The sequence below is a fragment of the Streptomyces sp. ID05-39B genome (assembly GCF_033794725.1).
Taxonomy (GTDB): domain Bacteria; phylum Actinomycetota; class Actinomycetes; order Streptomycetales; family Streptomycetaceae; genus Streptomyces; species Streptomyces bobili.
Window position 1 is genome coordinate 41,268 of record NZ_JARGEF010000005.1, and the last position, 17,602, is coordinate 58,869.

A 17,602-nucleotide genomic window follows, 5' to 3' on the forward strand; every position below is an offset into this window, starting at 1 on the left:
CGGGGTATTCGGGTGGCGGTTTCCGCGCCCTCGCCCGGGGGCGGCTCCCCGGCGGAGGCGTTCGTCTTCCTGCCAACCGGGCGGAAGGCGGCCAGTCGGCGGTCGTCGGAGGTTCCCTGCTCGCCCTCAGTAGCCGGTGCCGGCTGCTTGTGCGGCGTGAACCATCCGTCCCCGCCGCCCAGCGTGCCGTTGTCGGCCGACCTGGTGGCCGGAGCGTCCATGGTGTGCCTCGCCTCGAACATATTTCGGTCGGTCTGCGCACTTCCACGTTCGGAAGGTGCCTGCTTCCCCCGCAGACGGTCTGCCGTTCCGTTCCGCGGTCGGTCCGGCCACTGCCCACCCGTGAAATCAGCTGCTTCGGTGACATAAGGAGAAAGCGACTGGGCCACGGTCCGGTCACCGCAGCATCGCGACTGCGCGAACGCGTCGGTCGTACAATCGGACCAGCGGGTCTTCGATCTCTCCGTCCCGTTAGGCTGCATTGCCCTGTTTCCGGTCCGCACGGAATGCGTACGTCGTATTTCGCGCATCACGTCCCGGACACGAACCGGAGTTGACCATGCCGGGCGCCGGTCCGCGCACAAGTCCCCCTTCCCTCCCCGTGACCGCGCTCGAGTGCGAACCGCCGGTTCTCTCAATTACCGGGCACGGCGCACCAGTTCATAGGCATCCCACAGATCCTTCCCCGCGTAGGAGTGGGTCGCCAGGCCCGTCAGATGACGGTCGGCATTGACCGCGACCGAGAGCGGCACCACCCCGAACAGATCCTTGTCGGAGAGCGAATCGCCATAGGCGACGCAGTCGGCCCGCCTCACACCGAACTCAGCACAGAGCCGGTCGGCGATCATTACCTTCGCCGCGGCATTGAGTACGCCCGCGGGATCCACTCGCTCGGTGAAAGGAACAGCGGGAAACCGCGAACCGTAGGCGGCATGCGCACCCCAGCCGGTCAGCCGCTCCACGAAGAACGAGGGCGAGAGCGAAATGACAGCGCAGTACTCGCCGCTGCTCCTGATCTCCGACCAGACCTCGCGAATGCTCGCCAGCCAGGGCGCACCCTCGAACGCCGTCGTCACATGGGCGTCGGTGAGCCCGCTCCACAGTTCATAGACCTGCACCGCGTACTCCGGCGGATCGATCAGGCCTGATGAGATCGCCCGGTCCAGGGCTACCGTCTCAGTCTCGAGCCCTAGCTGGCGCGAGATCTCAACCGGCGCCGACGTTCCGTGCAGCAGCGTGCCGTCGAGGTCGAAGAGGTGAAGTCGTGTCATGACGCCGAGGCTAACCAGGCGCACGGGCGATCTTGGGCCGCACCCGTCGACGTTTCACGTGAAACGACGCCTGGTTGTCGGCCTGCTGTGCAGTGGGCCACGGCTTGGCCAAAAGCACATGCGACGCTGGGGAAACAGGTGGACGCCGGAGGCACCGGTCGGACAGCCTGACCTGCGTGCCGACTCCTTCCCTCGCTGCTCTCCCCATCCGCCGCCTGACGCATCGCGACCTCATCGCCTGCGCCGACTTGTCCGAGGACAGGGGGTGGCTGCGCGAGGAACACAAGTGGGGCCTCCTCCTTACCGCTGGAAAGGGTTACGGCATCGACGACCCGGACGGGGGCCTCGTCAGCGCCTGCGTGGTCACCGAATACGGCCCGCACGACCGTCCCTCTCTCGGGGCCATCGGCATGGTGCTGGTCGCCGGACGGCATGCCCGGCAGGGTGTCGGCCGTCGACTCATGCGGCACATCATCTCCGTCATGGGTACGACCCCGCTGACCCTTCACGCGACACCGAACGGCCGTCCGCTGTACGAGGAGTTGGGATTCAAGACGACGGGACGTGCCGAGATGTTGGTCGGTCGCTTCATGCCGGACGGACCGGCGCCCCGCGTGCCGACGCGTGCGGCCACAGCGGAGGACCTCACCATGATCCTCCGCTTGGACGAGGAGGCTTTCGGCACCGACCGCACGCCCGTTATCGCCAGACTTCCAGCGTTCGCCGACCATGTGCGGGTCGCCGAGGACAGCGGCCGGATCGTCGGCTACGCGGCTGCCTGGCCCAATATGGACAGCCATGTCGTGGGGCCGCTGATCGCCCGGGACACGGAGACGGCGAAGTCTCTCGTGGCGTCCCTGGCCGAACACTCCGATCGTCCGCTGCGCACCGACATCGACGTCCGTCACGAGCAACTGCTGGCCTGGCTCAAGGGGCGCGGCCTGGCATCCGTCGCCTTCAACACCGTCATGACCTACGGCATCACAGAGCTGCCCGGCGACTGGACCCGGCGGTTCGCTCCGCTGACGGTGGCGGCCGGCTGAGGCATTCGGCGAAGCGGACGCCGGGTCCCGAGAGTCTGGGGACCGACCCGGGATGGATCCGAACGCCTGGCTCAGGCCAGCGCCGCCACTGCCGCGGTGGCGAAGCCGTGGTCCTGCTCGGGCGCACCGCCGCCCACTCCGACGGCCCCGATCAGCCGCCCGTCGCGGTGGACCGGCACGCCTCCGGCGATGAACAGCAGCGGCCTGTCGAGCGCGGTGGGCAGGGTGTGGAACAGGCCGCCGGGCTGGACGGCGTCGACGAGGTCGGCGGTGGGGGTGTTCAGCTGGAGCGCCGTGTAGGCCTTGCGCGTGCTTGTCTCACCGGAGATCAGCACAGCGCGGTCGTCCCGGCGGAAGGCCAGCAGGTGGCCACCCGCGTCCAGGACGGTGACACTGACCGTGACCCCGGCGGCCTCGGCCGCGCGGCGGGCGGCCGTCAGAAGGAGGTCGGCGTCACGGGTGGTGAGGGGCGCGACGGTGAGGATGGTCGTGCTCATAGGTGTCTTCTCCTTGCGGGTGTTTCCTGTGCGGTGTTCCGTGTGTGCGTGAACCGGGAAAGCGCGGCAGCTTCCTGGCTCCGCGCCTTCAAGTGGCTCAGTGCTGGACGGCTGCCGGCTGTTGGACCGGAGTCCGCCCGCTGACGACGGCACCGGCTGCGCCGTCGCGGCGCTCCAGCGTCGCCGAGACGAGGGCGAGGACGAGCGCCGCTGCGGCGAGAGCGGCGCCGACCCAGTTCGGGGCGGTGTAGCCGAGGCCGCCGGCGATGACGAGGCCGCCGAGCCAGGCGGCGAGGGCGTTGCCGAGGTTGAAGGCGCCAATGTTCACCGCGGAGGCGAGCGTCGGAGCGCCGTGCGCCTGGTCGAGGACACGCTTCTGGAGAGGCGGGACCGTGGCGAAGCCCAAGGCGCCGATCAGGACGATCGTGACGGCCGCGAGGACCTTGTTGTGCGCGGTCAGGGTGAAGAGGGCCAGGACCAACGCCAGGCTGCCCAGGGAGACGTACAGCATAGGCATCAGGGCCCGGTCGGCGTACCTGCCGCCGACGAGGTTGCCGACGACCATGCCGAGGCCGAAGAGGACGAGCAGCCAGGTGACGGAGCCCTCGGCGAAGCCGGCCACGTGGGTCATCATCGGCGCGATGTAGGTGATGGCCGCGAAGACACCGCCGAAGCCCAGCACGGTCATTGCCATGGCGAGCAGGACCTGGGTGTTCTTGAAGGCGGCCAGTTCGTGACGAAGGCGTACGCCTTCCGGGTGGGGCAGTTCGGGCACGAGCTTGGCGATGCCCGCCAGCCCCAGGACGCCGAGGAGGGCGACGATGCCGAAGGTCACACGCCAGCCGACGGTCTGCCCGACGAGAGTGCCCAGCGGGACGCCGACGACGTTGGCGACCGTGAGCCCGGTGAACATCATCGCGATGGCTCCGGCCTTCTTGTGCGGGGCGACCAGATCGGCCGCGACGACCGAGCCGATGCCGAAGAACGCGCCGTGCGCGAGCGAGGCGACGACCCGGCCGATCAGCATGACGGCGAAGGCGGGGGCGACCGCGGACAGGAGGTTGCCGACGATGAACAAGACCATCAGCAGCATCAGCATCCGCTTGCGGGACACCTTGGTACCGAGGACGGTCATCAGCGGGGCACCGAGCACCACGCCGAGCGCATAGCCGGTCACCAGAAGGCCGGCCGTGGGGATGGAGACTCCGAAGTCGCCCGCGACCTCGGGCAGCAAGCCCATGATCACGAACTCGGTCGTTCCGATTCCGAAGGCCCCGATCGCGAGGGCCAGTAGCGCGAGAGGCATGGTGAGGTAGACCTTCCAGACGATTGCGTGAGCGCCTTACAGTCGTCCACACTAATTGCACACGCGGGCTATATGCAAGCGCGGGCTATCGCGGCACTGCTCTATCCTGGGACGCAGCCGCACCGGGACGGAGGAGAACACCCATGACTGCGACGGACCCCGCGCTCACCGCTCTCGCCCAGGGCTGGTGTGCCCTCTCCCTGCTGCACGGCAGGATCGAGGCCCACATCGAGCGCGCTCTCCAGGCCCGGCACGACCTGAGCGTGCGGGAGTACTCCCTCCTCGACGTGCTCAGCCGCCAGCACGACGACGAAGGGGGCCATCTGCAGATGAAGCAGGTCGCCGACGCCGTCGTCCTGAGTCAGAGCGCGACCACGCGGCTGGTCACCCGTCTCGAGGACCGTGGTCTCTTGGAGCGCTACCTGTGCCCCACCGACCGCCGTGGCATTTACACGAACGTCACCGAGGCCGGCCTGAAGCTGCTCGACGAGGCCCGCCCCACCAATGACGGGGCCCTTCGTGAGGCCCTCGACGAAGCGGCGAAGAACCCGGAGCTGGCCCCGCTGGTCCGGGTCGTGGAGTCCCTGAAGGCACCCGCCGCTGCATAGGGTGCGGCCATGGAAGATCTTGAAATACGTGCAGCCGTCGCCGAGGACACCCCCGCGATCGTCGGCATGCTCGCGGACGACCCCCTGGGTGCGCGGCGTGAGTCGCCGAACGACCTCGAACCGTACCTGAGCGCGCTCGAGCGGATCAGCACCGATCCGAACCAGCGCCTGGTCGTCGCCGTGCGCGAAGGCCGGGTCGTGGGCACCCTCCAACTGACGATCGTGCCCGGCCTCTCCCGGCGCGGGGCAACCAGGTCGATCATCGAGGGCGTACGCGTCCACGCCGACGAACGCAGCAGCGGCCTGGGCACCCGGTTCATCGAGTGGGCGATCGAGGAGTCCAGGCGGGAGAACTGCCGACTGGTCCAGCTGACTTCCGACAGCACACGCACAGACGCTCACCGCTTCTACGAGCGCCTGGGTTTCGAGGCCTCACACGTCGGCTTCAAGCTCCAGCTCTGAAGTACCCGGACGTCGGCAGCCGCACCGAATCAGGATGTCAACGGGCGCCGTGTTTCACGTGAAACACGGCGCTCTTCCCACCCGACCTAAGCCCTAGCCGATCCCCCGCCACCCTTCCGCGTCCACACCGCCGGGCACATCGGCCCGTTCGTCGTACGGCTGACGTGTGAACACGAACGACCCGAGGTCGAGGTGGTCCACGGTGCCGTCCGGTCGACGTACGGCCCGCAGGGTCTCGCCGGCGAAGTAGCCCTCCAGCCCTGTCCACGCGCCCTCTGCGTTCGCCCGGAACCGCGAGCGTCGCCCACCGCCGGAGAGCGGTCCGAGGGAAAGATTGCCGTCGGCCGTGATCCGCAGGGCGAACGGACTGGTCCCCCAATACCACTGACCCGCCAGCACCAAGGCGGACTGATCGACCTCCCGCAGCGGCCGCCACGGCTCCGGAATCCGCGGCTCGGCCTCGGCCACGACGCGTACGAGGTCGGCGGCCACCTCCGTCACCATCGGACCGGACGTGCAGTTGGCGAGGACCACCGCGGCGACATCGTCGGCCGCACTGATCGTGAGCGCGGCCAGGAACCCCGGCACCGATCCGGAGTGCCCCACGAGCACCCGGCCATCCAGGTTCTCGATCCGCATCCCGAGCCCGTAGGTGCCGCCGTCCGCCAAGTCGGTGAGTTCGGCCGGCGCTGCGGGGGTCCGCATCTCCATGAGGCTCTCCGCGCTCAGCACGCGGTCGTCCCCTCGGACCAGGAAGGCGGCGAACCGCGCGAGATCACCGCTCGTCGACCAGAGTTGTCCGGCTGCGGCCATCCTGCCGAAGTGTTCAGTGGGTTCGGGCAACATCACATCGGCCCAGGGGTGTACCGCCCAGCCCCCTGCTTGGGGAGCCAACGGTCGCGCACTCGTACGGCCCATGCCCAGAGGTTCGAGCACTTCCCGCCGTAGTACTTCCTCCCACGATGCCCCGCGGAGTTCTTCGACAAGGGCGCCGAGGACGCTGTAGCCGGGGTTGGAGTAGTGGAAACGACGCCCCGGCCGATGCAGGGCGGGCTGGTCACCGAGGACATCGGAAAGGTCGGGACGCAGTGAACCCGGAGTCCGCTCCCACCACGGACCGGGTGACTCGGCCGCCAATCCGCCCATGTGCGCAAGAAGCTGGGCAATGGTCGCCTCCCCGGCCCCAGTGCCCGGCAGATGCTTCTCCAGCGGGTCCTCAAGGTCGAGCGCCCCTTCGTCGCGCAGCCGCAGCACGAGAACCGCGGTGAACGTCTTGGTGATCGAGCCGATCCGGTACTGCACGTTCTCGTCCGGCGCGTGCCCGTCGACGCAGGTCCGCGCCCCGTGCCACACAGCCCGCCCGTCGCGCACCACCGCGGCCACGAGCGAGGGCGCCCGTCCCTCGGACTGGGCAACGGCGATCCGGTGCAGCAGCGCCCGCCGGGTGCCGGGAAGCAGCTCTTCCAGAGGTGTCGTCATGAGCCCAGTCCACCCGCCGCCACGGCCGGAGTCGAGCCCATTTCGCCGAAAGCGCTGCAGAGCCTCGCCGCCGATGACATGTCGATCTTCTGTGGCCTGCTGGTTCTCATCTGTCTCACCGCAATGTCACCCAAGATCAGTCTCAGACCGATGCCATCTCCTCGGCGGAACAATGAAACTGCGGCTGAACCACCGACCACGAGGACTACGTGCGAGCTCAGATCGCGCACCGATGAGTTTCTCGCGCCGCGCCGGTCTGTACGCGTGAGACCGATTCAGAGAAGGCTGGCGCCATGCGGAAATTGATCTACGGCATGAACCTGACCCTGGACGGCTACATCGCCGCGCCCGGCGACGACATCGGCTGGAGCATGCCGAGCGACGAGCTGTTCCAGTTCTGGTCCGACCAGTTGCAGGCGACCGACCTGTCGCTGTACGGGCGCAAGCTGTGGCAGACGATGAGCTCCTACTGGCCGACCGGCGACCAGCAGCCCAACGCCACCCTGGCGGACATCGAGTTCGCGCGGAACTGGCGGGACACACCGAAAGTGGTGTTCTCCTCGACGATCGACAAGGTCGACTGGAACACCCGCCTGGTCACCGGCGACGCGCTCGCCGAGATCACCCGGCTCAAGGCCGAGGACGGCGGCCCGATGTACATCGGCGGCGCGACCCTCGCCGGGGCTGCCATGCGCGCCGAGCTGATCGACGAGTACGTGATCGCCGCGCACCCGGTCCTGGTGGGCGCCGGCACGCCGTTCTTCACCGCGCTGGACAGCTGGGTGAAACTGAACCTGGTGGAGACGCGGACGTTTCCCGGCGGCGTGGTCCTGACCAGGCACGAGACACGGCGCTGAGCCGCAGCACCCCGCGCACGCCCGGGACTGTCTCTGTGTCGTAGACGACATCGGTACGACGCGGCCCGTGCACTTGCGACATCAGTCGCCAGGCCCTACAAGGCGCCCGATCAGGTCTGCGCCATGTCCACGAAGCGCGAGTAGTGGCCCTGGAAGGCCACCGTGATCGTGGCCGTAGGACCGTTACGGTGCTTGCCCACGATGATGTCCGCCTCGCCCGCGCGCGGCGACTCCTTCTCGTACGCGTCCTCGCGGTGCAGCAGGATCACCATGTCGGCGTCCTGCTCGATGGAGCCGGACTCACGCAGGTCGGACACCATCGGCTTCTTGTCCGTGCGCTGCTCGGGACCACGGTTCAGCTGGGAGAGCGCGATCACCGGGACCTCCAGCTCCTTGGCCAGGAGCTTGAGATTACGGGACATGTCCGAGACCTCCTGCTGACGGCTCTCGGAGCGCTTGGAGCCACCGGCCTGCATCAGCTGCAGGTAGTCGATGATCACGAGCTTGATGTCGTTGCGCTGCTTGAGCCGTCGGCACTTCGCGCGGATCTCCATCATCGACAGGTTCGGCGAATCGTCGATGTAGAGCGGCGCGGAGGACACCTCAGGCATCCGGCGGGCCAGTCGCGTCCAGTCCTCGTCCGTCATCGTGCCGGAGCGCATGTGGTGCAGGGCGACACGCGCTTCGGCGGACAGCAGGCGCATCGCGATCTCGTTACGCCCCATTTCCAGAGAGAAGATGACGCTGGGCAGGTTGTGCTTGATGGAGGCCGCACGGGCGAAGTCCAGGGCGAGCGTGGACTTACCCATGGCGGGCCGGGCCGCGATGACGATCATCTGGCCGGGGTGCAGCCCGTTGGTGAGCGAGTCCAGGTCCGTGAAGCCTGTGGGCACGCCGGTCATCTCGCCGCTGCGCGAGCCGATCGCCTCGATCTCGTCGAGGGCGCCCTCCATGATGTCGCCGAGCGGCAGGTAGTCCTCGCTGGTGCGCTGCTCGGTGACAGCGTAGATCTCGGCCTGGGCACGGTTGACGATCTCGTCGACGTCGTCGTCGCCCGCGTATCCCATCTGGGTGATGCGGGTGCCGGCCTCGACCAGGCGGCGCAGGACCGCGCGCTCGTGCACGATCTCCGCGTAGTACTCCGCGTTCGCTGCCGTCGGCACGGTCTGGACGAGCGTGTGCAGATACGAGGCGCCACCGACCTTGTTGATCTCGCCGCGCTTGGTGAGCTCGGCGGCGATCGTGATGGGGTCTGCCGGTTCGCCCTTGGCATAGATGTCGAGGACAGCCTGGTAGATCGTCTCGTGCGCCGGTTTGTAGAAGTCGTGGCCCTTGAGGATCTCGACGACGTCGGCAATGGCGTCCTTGGACAGGAGCATGCCGCCGAGTACCGACTGCTCGGCGTCGAGGTCCTGGGGCGGCACTCGCTCGAAGGGCGTCCCGCCCCCGTCCCACTCGCCGCTGTCCCGGCCTCGGTCGTGCTGTTCGTCCCTCCCGCGGCCCCCGTCGCGCCGACGTGAGGGGGGCAGACGATCACTGGGACCGCTGTCGGCCCACGGATCGTCCAAGGGCTCGGAAATGCTCAACCGAGCCACCTCCTCCCGTCCGCGGAGCGGACCTAGCCGCGCCCCATATTTCTACGGCACGGCACTGACAACTAAGAGGCCCAACTCCGGTTCGGGCGCGTCGGTTTTGTGAGACTTTCACGGTCGACGAACGGAGCGGGCGCCGGACCACGGTAGGCCCGCGAGGGACGTCAGCCAATCTGGTTATCCACAGGGCATGTGGACGACGGCCCGGATGCTGTGGAGAACTGCGCAAAACCTGTGCACGACCCGGTGGACAGCCCTGTGAACAAGCACTCTCCAGCTCTCCTTCTAACTCACTGACCAGCAGGTTTCTCGTCCACCGGCTGTGCAGAAGAAAAACTTTCCCAGTCGGGCCAAGATCGCCGCGAAGGGTGCAGGGGAGCACACACAGGGAGTCACCAAGTAAGGGTCATTAGGTGATTGCATCTCTTACCTGTGGACGATTAGATTGGTGGCCATGACACCGGCTCCCACGATCCCCAAGGCCACCCGGCGACAGCACGATCGAGAGATCGTCGCACTGGCCGTCCCGGCCTTCGGCGCGCTCGTCGCCGAGCCCCTCTTCGTCCTGGCCGACAGCGCCATCGTGGGCCATCTCGGCACCGCTCAACTCGCCGGACTCGGTGTGGCTTCCGCCCTCCTCACCACAGCCGTCAGCATTTTCGTCTTCCTCGCCTACGCCACCACGGCAGCCGTCGCACGCCGCGTGGGCGCCGGCGATCTCCCGGCAGCCATCCGCCAGGGCATGGACGGCATCTGGCTGGCACTGCTGCTCGGCGCTGCCGTGATCACCTTCGTGCTGCCCAGCGCCCCCTCCCTCGTGGAACTCTTCGGCGCCTCCGAAACGGCCGCCCCGTATGCGATCACCTATCTGCGCATCTCGGCTCTGGGTATCCCGGCCATGCTGGTCGTCCTCGCCGCAACCGGCGTTCTCCGGGGACTCCAGGACACCAGGACCCCGCTCTACGTCGCTATTGGTGGCTTCCTCGCCAACGCCCTGCTGAATGTCGGTCTCGTCTACGGCGCGGATCTCGGCATCGCTGGCTCCGCCTGGGGCACGGTCATCGCCCAGTGCGGCATGGCCGCCGTCTACCTCCTCGTGGTGATCCGAGGTGCCCGCCGGCATGGCGCCTCGTTGCGCCCGGACGCCGTCGGCATCCGGGCCTCGGCCCGGGCCGGAGTGCCCCTGCTGGTGCGCACCCTGTCCCTGCGGGCCGTGCTGATGATCGCCACCGCCGTTGCCGCCCGCCTCGGCGACACGGACATCGCGGCACATCAGATCGTCCTGTCACTGTGGAGCCTGTTGGCCTTCGCCCTCGATGCCATCGCCATCGCCGGACAGGCGATCATCGGGCGCTACCTCGGGGCCAACGACCCCCAGGGCGCCCGGGTCGTCTGTCGCCGTATGGTCGAGTGGGGCATTGCCGTGGGTGTCGTGCTGGCCCTGCTCGTCGTGCTGGCCCGGCCGCTGTTCCTGCCGCTTTTCACCGGGGACCCAGGGGTCATGGATGCCGCCCTGCCCGCCCTGTTGGTGGTGGCCCTGTCACAGCCGGTCTGTGCCATCGTCTTCGTGCTGGACGGCGTATTGATGGGCGCGGGAGACGGCCCCTACCTCGCCTGGGCGATGGTGCTCACGCTGGCGGTCTTCGCTCCGGTGGCCCTACTGGTCCCCGCTCTCGGGGGAGGCCTCACCGCGCTGTGGGGAGCGATGACGCTGATGATGGTGGTGCGCATGCTGACTCTCTGGCTGCGTACCCGTTCGGGACGCTGGCTGGTCACCGGCGCGAGCCGCTGACCGTTTCACGTGAAACCGGTGTGTCATGTAAAACGGTGTTTCACGTGAAACATCACAGCGCCAACCCGATGGATCCAATGCCCTCACGATGGAGCCGGGCATACGGAAAGGGCCGCACCCTTGGAGGATGCGGCCCCTTCTCGGCTCTACAAGCCGAACGCAGCGATCAGGCCGCGACGACCTCGAGGTTGACCTTGGCGGCCACCTCGGGGTGCAGACGCACGGACGCGTCGTGCGCGCCCAGGGTCTTGATCGGCGAACCGAGCTCGATGCGGCGCTTGTCGACCTCGGGGCCACCGGAAGCCTTGATCGCCGAAGCGATGTCGGCCGGGGTGACGGAACCGAAGAGACGGCCGGCGTCGCCGGAGCGGACCGCCAGGCGGACCTTGACGCCCTCGAGCTGGGCCTTCACCGCGTTGGCCTGCTCGATGGTCTGGATCTCGTGGATCTTGCGAGCACGACGGATCTGCTCGACGTCCTTCTCGCCGCCCTTGGTCCAGCGGATCGCAAAGTTCCGCGGGATCAGGTAGTTGCGAGCGTAGCCGTCCTTGACGTCGACGACTTCGCCGGCGGCACCGAGGCCAGAGACCTCGTGGGTGAGGATGATCTTCATTTTTCGGTCACCCTTCCCTTATCGCGCCTGGGCGGTGTAGGGCAGCAGCGCCATCTCACGGCTGTTCTTCACGGCCGTGGCGACGTCACGCTGGTGCTGCGTGCAGTTGCCGGTCACGCGGCGGGCACGGATCTTGCCACGGTCGGAAATGAACTTCCGCAGCATGTTCGTGTCCTTGTAGTCCACGTACGTGACCTTGTCCTTGCAGAATGCGCAGACCTTCTTCTTCGGCTTGCGCACAGGCGGCTTCGCCATGGTGATTCTCCTGTGTGATCAAGAAGTTGGGATACGACCCGCCCTCGACCCGACAGGCCCGGAGAACCGGGCCCGAGGCCTAGAAGGGGGGCTCGTCCGAGTAGCCGCCACCAGCACCGCCGCTGCCGCCGGAGCTTCCACCCCAGCCGCCGCCACCGCTGCCGCCGCCCTGGTTGCCACCGGCGGGAGCGCCGGTCGCCCACGGGTCGTCGGCGGGAGCGCCACCGCCCTGCTGACCGCCGCCGGAGTTTCCACCCCAGCTGCCGCCACCCTGGGCGCCGCCACCACCGGCTCCGCCGAAGCCACCGCCACCACCCTGACCACCGCGGCCGGTGGTCTTGGTGACCTTGGCCGTGGCGTTACGCAGGCTGGGACCGACTTCTTCGACGTCCAGCTCGTAGACCGTGCGCTTGACACCCTCGCGGTCCTCGTAGGACCGCTGCTTCAGCCGGCCCTGCACGAGGACGCGCATGCCTCGCTGGAGCGACTCAGCGACGTTCTCCGCCGCCTGACGCCAGACCGAGCAGGTCAGGAACAGGCTTTCGCCGTCCTTCCACTCGTTCGTCTGGCGGTCGAAGGTGCGGGGAGTGGACGCGACACGGAACTTCGCGACCGCCGCACCTGAGGGGGTGAAGCGCAGCTCGGGGTCGTCGACAAGATTGCCGATGACCGTGATGACGGTCTCGCCTGCCATGGGGGAACCTCTCGGCGGGTTTGCTGCTGCTGGCTGCTAGTGCTGCTACTCGAATCCCGAGACCAGTTGAGCGGGAAAGCTCAGTGGGTCTCGGGGCGGAGGACCTTGGTCCGGAGGACCGACTCGTTCAGGTTCATCTGGCGGTCGAGCTCCTTGACGACCGCAGGCTCAGCCTGAAGGTCGATGACCGAGTAGATGCCCTCGGGCTTCTTCTTGATCTCGTACGAGAGACGACGACGGCCCCAGGTGTCGACCTTCTCCACCTTTCCGTTGCCCTCACGGACAACGGAGAGGAAGTTCTCGATCAGCGGGGAGACAGCGCGCTCCTCGAGATCGGGGTCGAGGATGACCATCACTTCGTAGTGACGCATGTGGAACCCACCTCCTTTGGACTCAGCGGCCACGGTCGTTCCGTGGCAGGAGGGTTGTGATGCGTGCGCAACGGTATCGGCCGCCACTGACAATCGGAGGTCGCGTCGCGACGCTCCCGCTCTCAGGTGGGCGGATTCCCTGGCAGTTGCCTGGGCAGACACCGGTGCAGAGGGTACAGACTACCTGCACACCGGCTTCCGGTTGAAATCCGGCCGGGGAGGGCGTCAATCTGTACCCATCGGGTGTGTATGGCGCTACGATGCGCCACTCTCCGCAGGAGGTGCCTCATGGCACAGGCATTGCGACCCAACACCGCCGGCTCTCTCTTCGCCACCGACGACAGGCCCCACCCGCTCCAGGACACCCTCATGGCCGTCACCCTGGTCCTGGGGGCGGTGGCCTTCATCACGGCGATGTTCCACAGCCTCCACCTGCTCAGCTCGTGGGCCGGCCTGGTAGGGATCTTCACCGGCGCTTACGGACAGTGGATCTCCGAGACCACCCGTGAACGCTTCGGCCTGATCCTGGGCCTCGGTGCCTCCGGCATCGGCTTCTTCCTCGGCATGGCGCACGGCGGCCTCTTCGGCGGCCTCTGGTGACCTGACGAAGCCGGTCCGGCGTCACCGGCATCGTCGGCGGAAGGAGCCGCACCGCACCGGCTCCGCCCCGTCGGAACGCCCCGGCCGTCCTCACGGCCGGGGCGAAGGTGCCGTAGGCCCAGTCAGGGCGCTCGCTAGGCGCAGTAGGCTTCGGCGCGAGAGCCGGAGCCCCTGTACCCATGGGGACACACCAGCCCGAGGAGCGCCCCGAATGAGCCTGACCCTGAGGACGATCAGCCGCGAGCAGCATCTGGCATACATCCAGAGCCTGCCGTCGGCGAGCCACATGCAGGTTCCGGCCTGGGCCGATGTCAAGGCCGAGTGGCGGTCGGAGAGCCTCGGCTGGTTCGACGGCAGGACCGGCGAGCTCGTCGGTGCGGGCCTCGTCCTCTACCGCCAGCTTCCCAAGATCAAGCGCTACCTCGCGTATCTGCCCGAGGGCCCGGTCATCAACTGGTACGCCCCGAATCTGACCGAGTGGCTGGAACCGATGCTCGCGCACCTCAAGCAGCAGGGCGCTTTTTCGGTGAAGATGGGACCGCCGGTGATCATCCGGCGCTGGGAGGCCGTCTCCATCAAGGCGGGCATCCAGAACCCGGATGTGAAGCGACTTCGAGACATCGAGGCCGACTTCATCGAGCCGCGGGCCTTCGAGGTGGCCGACAAGCTGCGCCGGATGGGCTGGCAGCAGGGCGAGGACGGTGGCGCCGGCTTCGGCGACGTCCAGCCGCGTTACGTCTACCAGGTGCCGCTGGCGAACCGTTCCCTCGAAGAGGTCCACCGGAACTTCAACCAGCTCTGGCGTCGCAACATCAAGAAGGCCGAGAAGGCCGGTGTCGAGGTCGTCCAGGGCGGTTACCACGACCTCGAGGAGTGGCAGCGGCTCTACGAGATCACGGCGGTGCGCGACCACTTCCGGCCCCGCCCGCTGTCGTACTTCCAGCGCATGTGGACGGCCCTCAACACCGAGGACCCCAACCGGATGCGCCTGTACTTCGCCCGCCACAATGGCGTGAACCTTTCGGCGGCGACGATGCTCATCGTCGGCGGGCACGTCTGGTACTCCTACGGCGCTTCCGACAACATCGGCCGCGAGTTCCGCCCCTCGAACGCCATGCAGTGGCGGATGCTGCGCGACGCCTACGCACTCGGCGCGTCCGTCTACGACCTGCGCGGCATCTCCGACTCCCTGGACGAGTCGGACCATCTGTTCGGCCTGATCCAGTTCAAGGTCGGCACGGGTGGACAGGCCGCCGAGTACCTGGGCGAGTGGGACTTCCCGCTGAACAAGCTGCTCCACAAGGCGCTCGACATTTACATGTCCCGTCGCTGAGCACCCGTCAGCTGCTTCGATGGCGTCATACGTCTCGACAGCTTCCCCACCTCTGAATCACCGCAGCCACGAGAAAGGTTCCAGGTCCGGCCATGGCGCTCACGCTCTACGTCGACACCGCGCGCTGGCGGGCGCACCACAAGCACGTGCAGGAGCAGTTCCCGGGCCTCGTCCCGGTCTGCAAGGGCAACGGCTACGGCTTCGGGCACGAGCGACTGGCCGAGGAGGCCACCCGGCTGGGCTCGGACATCCTCGCGGTCGGCACGACCTACGAGGCCGCGCGCATCAAGGACTTCTTCGGCGGTGATCTGCTGGTGCTGACGCCGTACCGGCGCGGTGAGGAGCCCGTCCCGCTGCCCGACCGGGTCGTGCGGTCGGTGTCGTCCATCGACGGCGTCTACGGCCTCGTGGGTGCGCGTGTGGTGATCGAGGTGATGTCCTCGATGAAGCGGCACGGCATCAGCGAGCAGGACCTGCCGCAGTTGCACGCCGCCATAGAGAACGTCCGCCTGGAGGGCTTCGCCATCCATCTTCCACTGGACCGTACCGACGGCTCGGACGCGGTCGAGGAGGTCATCGGCTGGATGGACCGGCTGCGCGCAGCCCGGCTGCCGCTGCACACGATGTTCGTGAGCCATCTCAAGGCCGATGAACTCGCCCGCCTGCAGCAGCAGTTCCCGCAGACCCGCTTCCGGGCCCGCATCGGTACGCGGCTGTGGCTGGGGGACCACGAGGCCACCGAGTACCGCGGCGCCGTCCTGGACGTCACGCGTGTCGCCAAGGGTGACCGCTTCGGCTACCGGCAGCAGAAGGCGGCCTCCGACGGCTACCTGGTGGTCGTGGCGGGCGGTACGTCGCACGGGGTGGGGCTGGAGGCTCCCAAGGCCCTGCACGGCGTCATGCCGCGCGCCAAGGGCGTCGCGCGTGCCGGCCTGGCCACGGTGAACAGGAATCTGTCACCGTTCGTCTGGGGCGGCAAGCAGCGCTGGTTCGCCGAACCGCCGCACATGCAGGTGTCCATCCTGTTCGTCCCCTCGGACGCACCGGAGCCGACGGTCGGCGACGAGCTGGTGGCCCATCTGCGACACACCACCACGCAGTTCGACCGCATCATGGACCGCTGAGCAGCACGGCAACGCGTAAGGCCGTACACGGAGCCTTCCGTGTACGGCCTTCTACGTGTACGGACCGCTCCGTGTTCGCTCAGGGCGAACTGTCGGCCGGGTCCTGCTTGCCCCACTCCACCTGCGGTCCGTCGAAGTGGGCCGCATGCCGGGCTGGACGGGCCGCGGTTCCGAGGACGAAGACGTCCTCGGCGCCGTTGAGCACCCCGCCCGAGGGATCGTCGTCCCCGGCCTGGCGGACGACGTCCCGCTCGGGCATCAGAATGTCCCGTACCACCATGACGCACAGATAGAGCGTCCCGAGCAGGTGCACGCCGATGGCCCAGTGATAGCCGTCGGTCGGCAGTCCCTTGTGGGCGTCTCCGCTGGTGGTGTACGCGAGGTACAGCCAGATGCCGAGGAAGTACGCCACCTCACAGGCCTGCCAGATCAGAAAGTCGCGCCACTTCGGCCGGGCCAGTACGGCCAGCGGCACGAGCCACAGGACGTACTGCGGCGAGTAGACCTTGTTGGTGAGGATGAAGGCAGCCACGATCAGAAAGGCCAGTTGAGCGAACCGGGGGCGCCGCGGAGCGGTCAGCGTCAGCGCCCCGATACCCAGTCCGCTCACCACAACCAGGAGCGTGGCGAGGGTGTTGACGCTGTCGGTGGTGAGCGGATCGCTGGAGTTCTGGGCGAGGATCAGCCAGATCGACCCGAAGTCGACGCCCCGCTCCTGGCTGAACGTGTAGAACTTCGACCAACCTTCGAAGGCGAAGAGCATCACCGGCAGGTTCACCATCAGCCAGGCGACGAGCGCACCACCCAGGGCCACGCCGAAGTCCCGCCACTTGCCCGCCCTCCAGCACAGGACGAACAGAGGGCCCAGGAGGAAGACGGGGTAGAGCTTGGCGGCGGTGGCCAGCCCCAGCAGCACACCGAACGCGAGGGGTCGACGCCGCGACCACATCAGCATCGCCGCGGCCGTCAGAGCGACCGCCAGCAGATCCCAGTTGATGGTGGCAGTGAGGGCGAACGCGGGCGCCAGGGCCACCAGCAGACCGTCCCAGGGCCGCCGGGCGTGCGTCCTGGCCACGCAGACGGCCATGACGGCCGCGCATGCCATCAGCATCCCGGCGTTGACCATCCAGTACCACTGACCCTGGTGCTGAGCGCTGCCGCTGCCCGGCGTCAGCCACGCGGCGACCTCCATGAACACTCCGGTGAGGACCGGGTATTCGAGGTACTGCATGTCACCGGGGAGCTTGTCGAAGTACGGCACGAGTCCGTCGGCGAATCCGCGCCCCTGATACAGGTGCGGGATGTCCGAGTAGCAGGCGTGTGTGTACTGGGAGACCGCGCCGAAGAACCAGCCGCCGTTGTAGCAGGGCGCCTTCTGGATCAGGCCGAGGGCGAACATCCCGATCGCCACGAGGGCGACGACCCGGACAGGGGACAGCCAGGACGTCCCGGTCAGGGCTCGTAGCCCCAGAGGGCCGCCGATCAGCTCGCTGCCGGCCGCGGCCACCTCGTCAGTCCTGGTCGGCCGCACCGGCTCCGGCTCATGCACGCGCGCTGGCGTCGATTCTGCACTGGGCATGGCTCACATCCTGCCGTAAGGACCTAGGTAAACACCGAGGGCCGCCCCACCTGGTCCGGTGAGGCGGCCCTCGTTTCACGTGAAACATCCGCATGTTTCACGTGAAACACCCGTGCGGGGCAATTG

The 17,602-nt window shown here is 67.7% G+C and carries 18 protein-coding genes; 8 read left to right on the forward strand and 10 right to left on the reverse strand.

What is annotated here, in order from left to right:
• Positions 1-638: 638 nt before the first annotated feature.
• Positions 639-1,271: a haloacid dehalogenase-like hydrolase gene (locus P1P75_RS02655; RefSeq protein ID WP_319251404.1), complete on the reverse strand. Its 633-nt coding sequence runs from the start codon at positions 1,269-1,271 to the stop codon at positions 639-641.
• 176 nt (positions 1,272-1,447) lie between these two features.
• On the opposite strand from P1P75_RS02655, the gene P1P75_RS02660 reads away from it, so the two are divergent.
• On the forward strand, positions 1,448-2,314 hold the full coding sequence (locus P1P75_RS02660) for a GNAT family N-acetyltransferase (RefSeq protein ID WP_319251406.1): 867 nt from the start codon (positions 1,448-1,450) through the stop codon (positions 2,312-2,314).
• 71 nt (positions 2,315-2,385) lie between these two features.
• Here the strand turns inward: P1P75_RS02660 and P1P75_RS02665 are convergent, their stop codons facing one another.
• Both P1P75_RS02665 and P1P75_RS02670 read right to left on the reverse strand, forming a co-directional pair.
• A complete protein-coding gene (locus P1P75_RS02665) occupies positions 2,386-2,811 on the reverse strand; it encodes a heme-binding protein (RefSeq protein WP_319251408.1) in 426 nt (141 codons plus the stop codon).
• A gap of 97 nt (positions 2,812-2,908) precedes the next feature.
• A complete protein-coding gene (locus P1P75_RS02670) occupies positions 2,909-4,117 on the reverse strand; it encodes an MFS transporter (RefSeq protein WP_319251410.1) in 1,209 nt (402 codons plus the stop codon).
• A 143-nt stretch (positions 4,118-4,260) separates the two neighbouring features.
• Here P1P75_RS02670 and P1P75_RS02675 point away from each other — a divergent pair, with 143 nt between their 5' ends.
• Both P1P75_RS02675 and P1P75_RS02680 read left to right on the forward strand, forming a co-directional pair.
• Entirely contained in the window at positions 4,261-4,725 is a 465-nt protein-coding gene (locus P1P75_RS02675) for a MarR family winged helix-turn-helix transcriptional regulator (RefSeq protein ID WP_086771883.1), read from the forward strand.
• A 9-nt stretch (positions 4,726-4,734) separates the two neighbouring features.
• Positions 4,735-5,187, forward strand: coding sequence for a GNAT family N-acetyltransferase (locus tag P1P75_RS02680; RefSeq protein WP_319251413.1), 453 nt, complete (start codon positions 4,735-4,737; stop codon positions 5,185-5,187).
• A gap of 93 nt (positions 5,188-5,280) precedes the next feature.
• Here the strand turns inward: P1P75_RS02680 and P1P75_RS02685 are convergent, their stop codons facing one another.
• Complete coding sequence (locus P1P75_RS02685) at positions 5,281-6,666, reverse strand: serine hydrolase domain-containing protein (protein ID WP_319251415.1); 1,386 nt, start codon at positions 6,664-6,666, stop codon at positions 5,281-5,283.
• A 293-nt stretch (positions 6,667-6,959) separates the two neighbouring features.
• On the opposite strand from P1P75_RS02685, the gene P1P75_RS02690 reads away from it, so the two are divergent.
• Entirely contained in the window at positions 6,960-7,523 is a 564-nt protein-coding gene (locus tag P1P75_RS02690; RefSeq protein WP_319251417.1) for a dihydrofolate reductase family protein, read from the forward strand.
• A 110-nt stretch (positions 7,524-7,633) separates the two neighbouring features.
• Here the strand turns inward: P1P75_RS02690 and dnaB are convergent, their stop codons facing one another.
• Positions 7,634-9,109, reverse strand: a complete 1,476-nt coding sequence (gene dnaB / locus P1P75_RS02695; RefSeq protein WP_150471836.1) for a replicative DNA helicase — start codon at positions 9,107-9,109, stop codon at positions 7,634-7,636.
• A gap of 460 nt (positions 9,110-9,569) precedes the next feature.
• On the opposite strand from dnaB, the gene P1P75_RS02700 reads away from it, so the two are divergent.
• Positions 9,570-10,907 (forward strand): MATE family efflux transporter, encoded by a 1,338-nt coding sequence (locus P1P75_RS02700; RefSeq protein WP_319251419.1) that lies wholly within the window; start codon positions 9,570-9,572, stop codon positions 10,905-10,907.
• 166 nt (positions 10,908-11,073) lie between these two features.
• On the opposite strand, the gene rplI is transcribed toward P1P75_RS02700, so the two are convergent.
• From rplI to rpsF, 4 genes are all read right to left on the reverse strand, one after another.
• Positions 11,074-11,520, reverse strand: coding sequence for a 50S ribosomal protein L9 (gene rplI, locus P1P75_RS02705; RefSeq protein ID WP_086767017.1), 447 nt, complete (start codon positions 11,518-11,520; stop codon positions 11,074-11,076).
• Between the two features lie 18 nt (positions 11,521-11,538).
• Positions 11,539-11,775 carry a 30S ribosomal protein S18 gene (gene rpsR / locus P1P75_RS02710; RefSeq protein ID WP_020130672.1) on the reverse strand — a complete coding sequence of 79 codons (237 nt, stop codon included), beginning with the start codon at positions 11,773-11,775 and terminating at the stop codon, positions 11,539-11,541.
• A 79-nt stretch (positions 11,776-11,854) separates the two neighbouring features.
• On the reverse strand, positions 11,855-12,469 hold the full coding sequence (locus tag P1P75_RS02715; RefSeq protein WP_319251421.1) for a single-stranded DNA-binding protein: 615 nt from the start codon (positions 12,467-12,469) through the stop codon (positions 11,855-11,857).
• Positions 12,470-12,549: 80 nt separating this feature from the next.
• The gene (gene rpsF / locus P1P75_RS02720) at positions 12,550-12,840 is read right to left on the reverse strand and encodes a 30S ribosomal protein S6 (RefSeq protein ID WP_006604399.1); all 291 of its coding nucleotides are present in this window, start codon (positions 12,838-12,840) and stop codon (positions 12,550-12,552) included.
• A 288-nt stretch (positions 12,841-13,128) separates the two neighbouring features.
• On the opposite strand from rpsF, the gene P1P75_RS02725 reads away from it, so the two are divergent.
• From P1P75_RS02725 to P1P75_RS02735, 3 genes are all read left to right on the forward strand, one after another.
• On the forward strand, positions 13,129-13,440 hold the full coding sequence (locus P1P75_RS02725) for a hypothetical protein (RefSeq protein ID WP_150471841.1): 312 nt from the start codon (positions 13,129-13,131) through the stop codon (positions 13,438-13,440).
• A 211-nt stretch (positions 13,441-13,651) separates the two neighbouring features.
• On the forward strand, positions 13,652-14,773 hold the full coding sequence (gene femX / locus P1P75_RS02730; RefSeq protein ID WP_073491227.1) for a peptidoglycan bridge formation glycyltransferase FemX: 1,122 nt from the start codon (positions 13,652-13,654) through the stop codon (positions 14,771-14,773).
• A 92-nt stretch (positions 14,774-14,865) separates the two neighbouring features.
• Positions 14,866-15,897, forward strand: a complete 1,032-nt coding sequence (locus P1P75_RS02735) for an alanine racemase (protein WP_150471842.1) — start codon at positions 14,866-14,868, stop codon at positions 15,895-15,897.
• A gap of 79 nt (positions 15,898-15,976) precedes the next feature.
• On the opposite strand, the gene P1P75_RS02740 is transcribed toward P1P75_RS02735, so the two are convergent.
• Complete coding sequence (locus P1P75_RS02740; protein WP_319251423.1) at positions 15,977-17,476, reverse strand: glycosyltransferase 87 family protein; 1,500 nt, start codon at positions 17,474-17,476, stop codon at positions 15,977-15,979.
• Between the last annotated feature and the right edge of the window lie 126 nt (positions 17,477-17,602).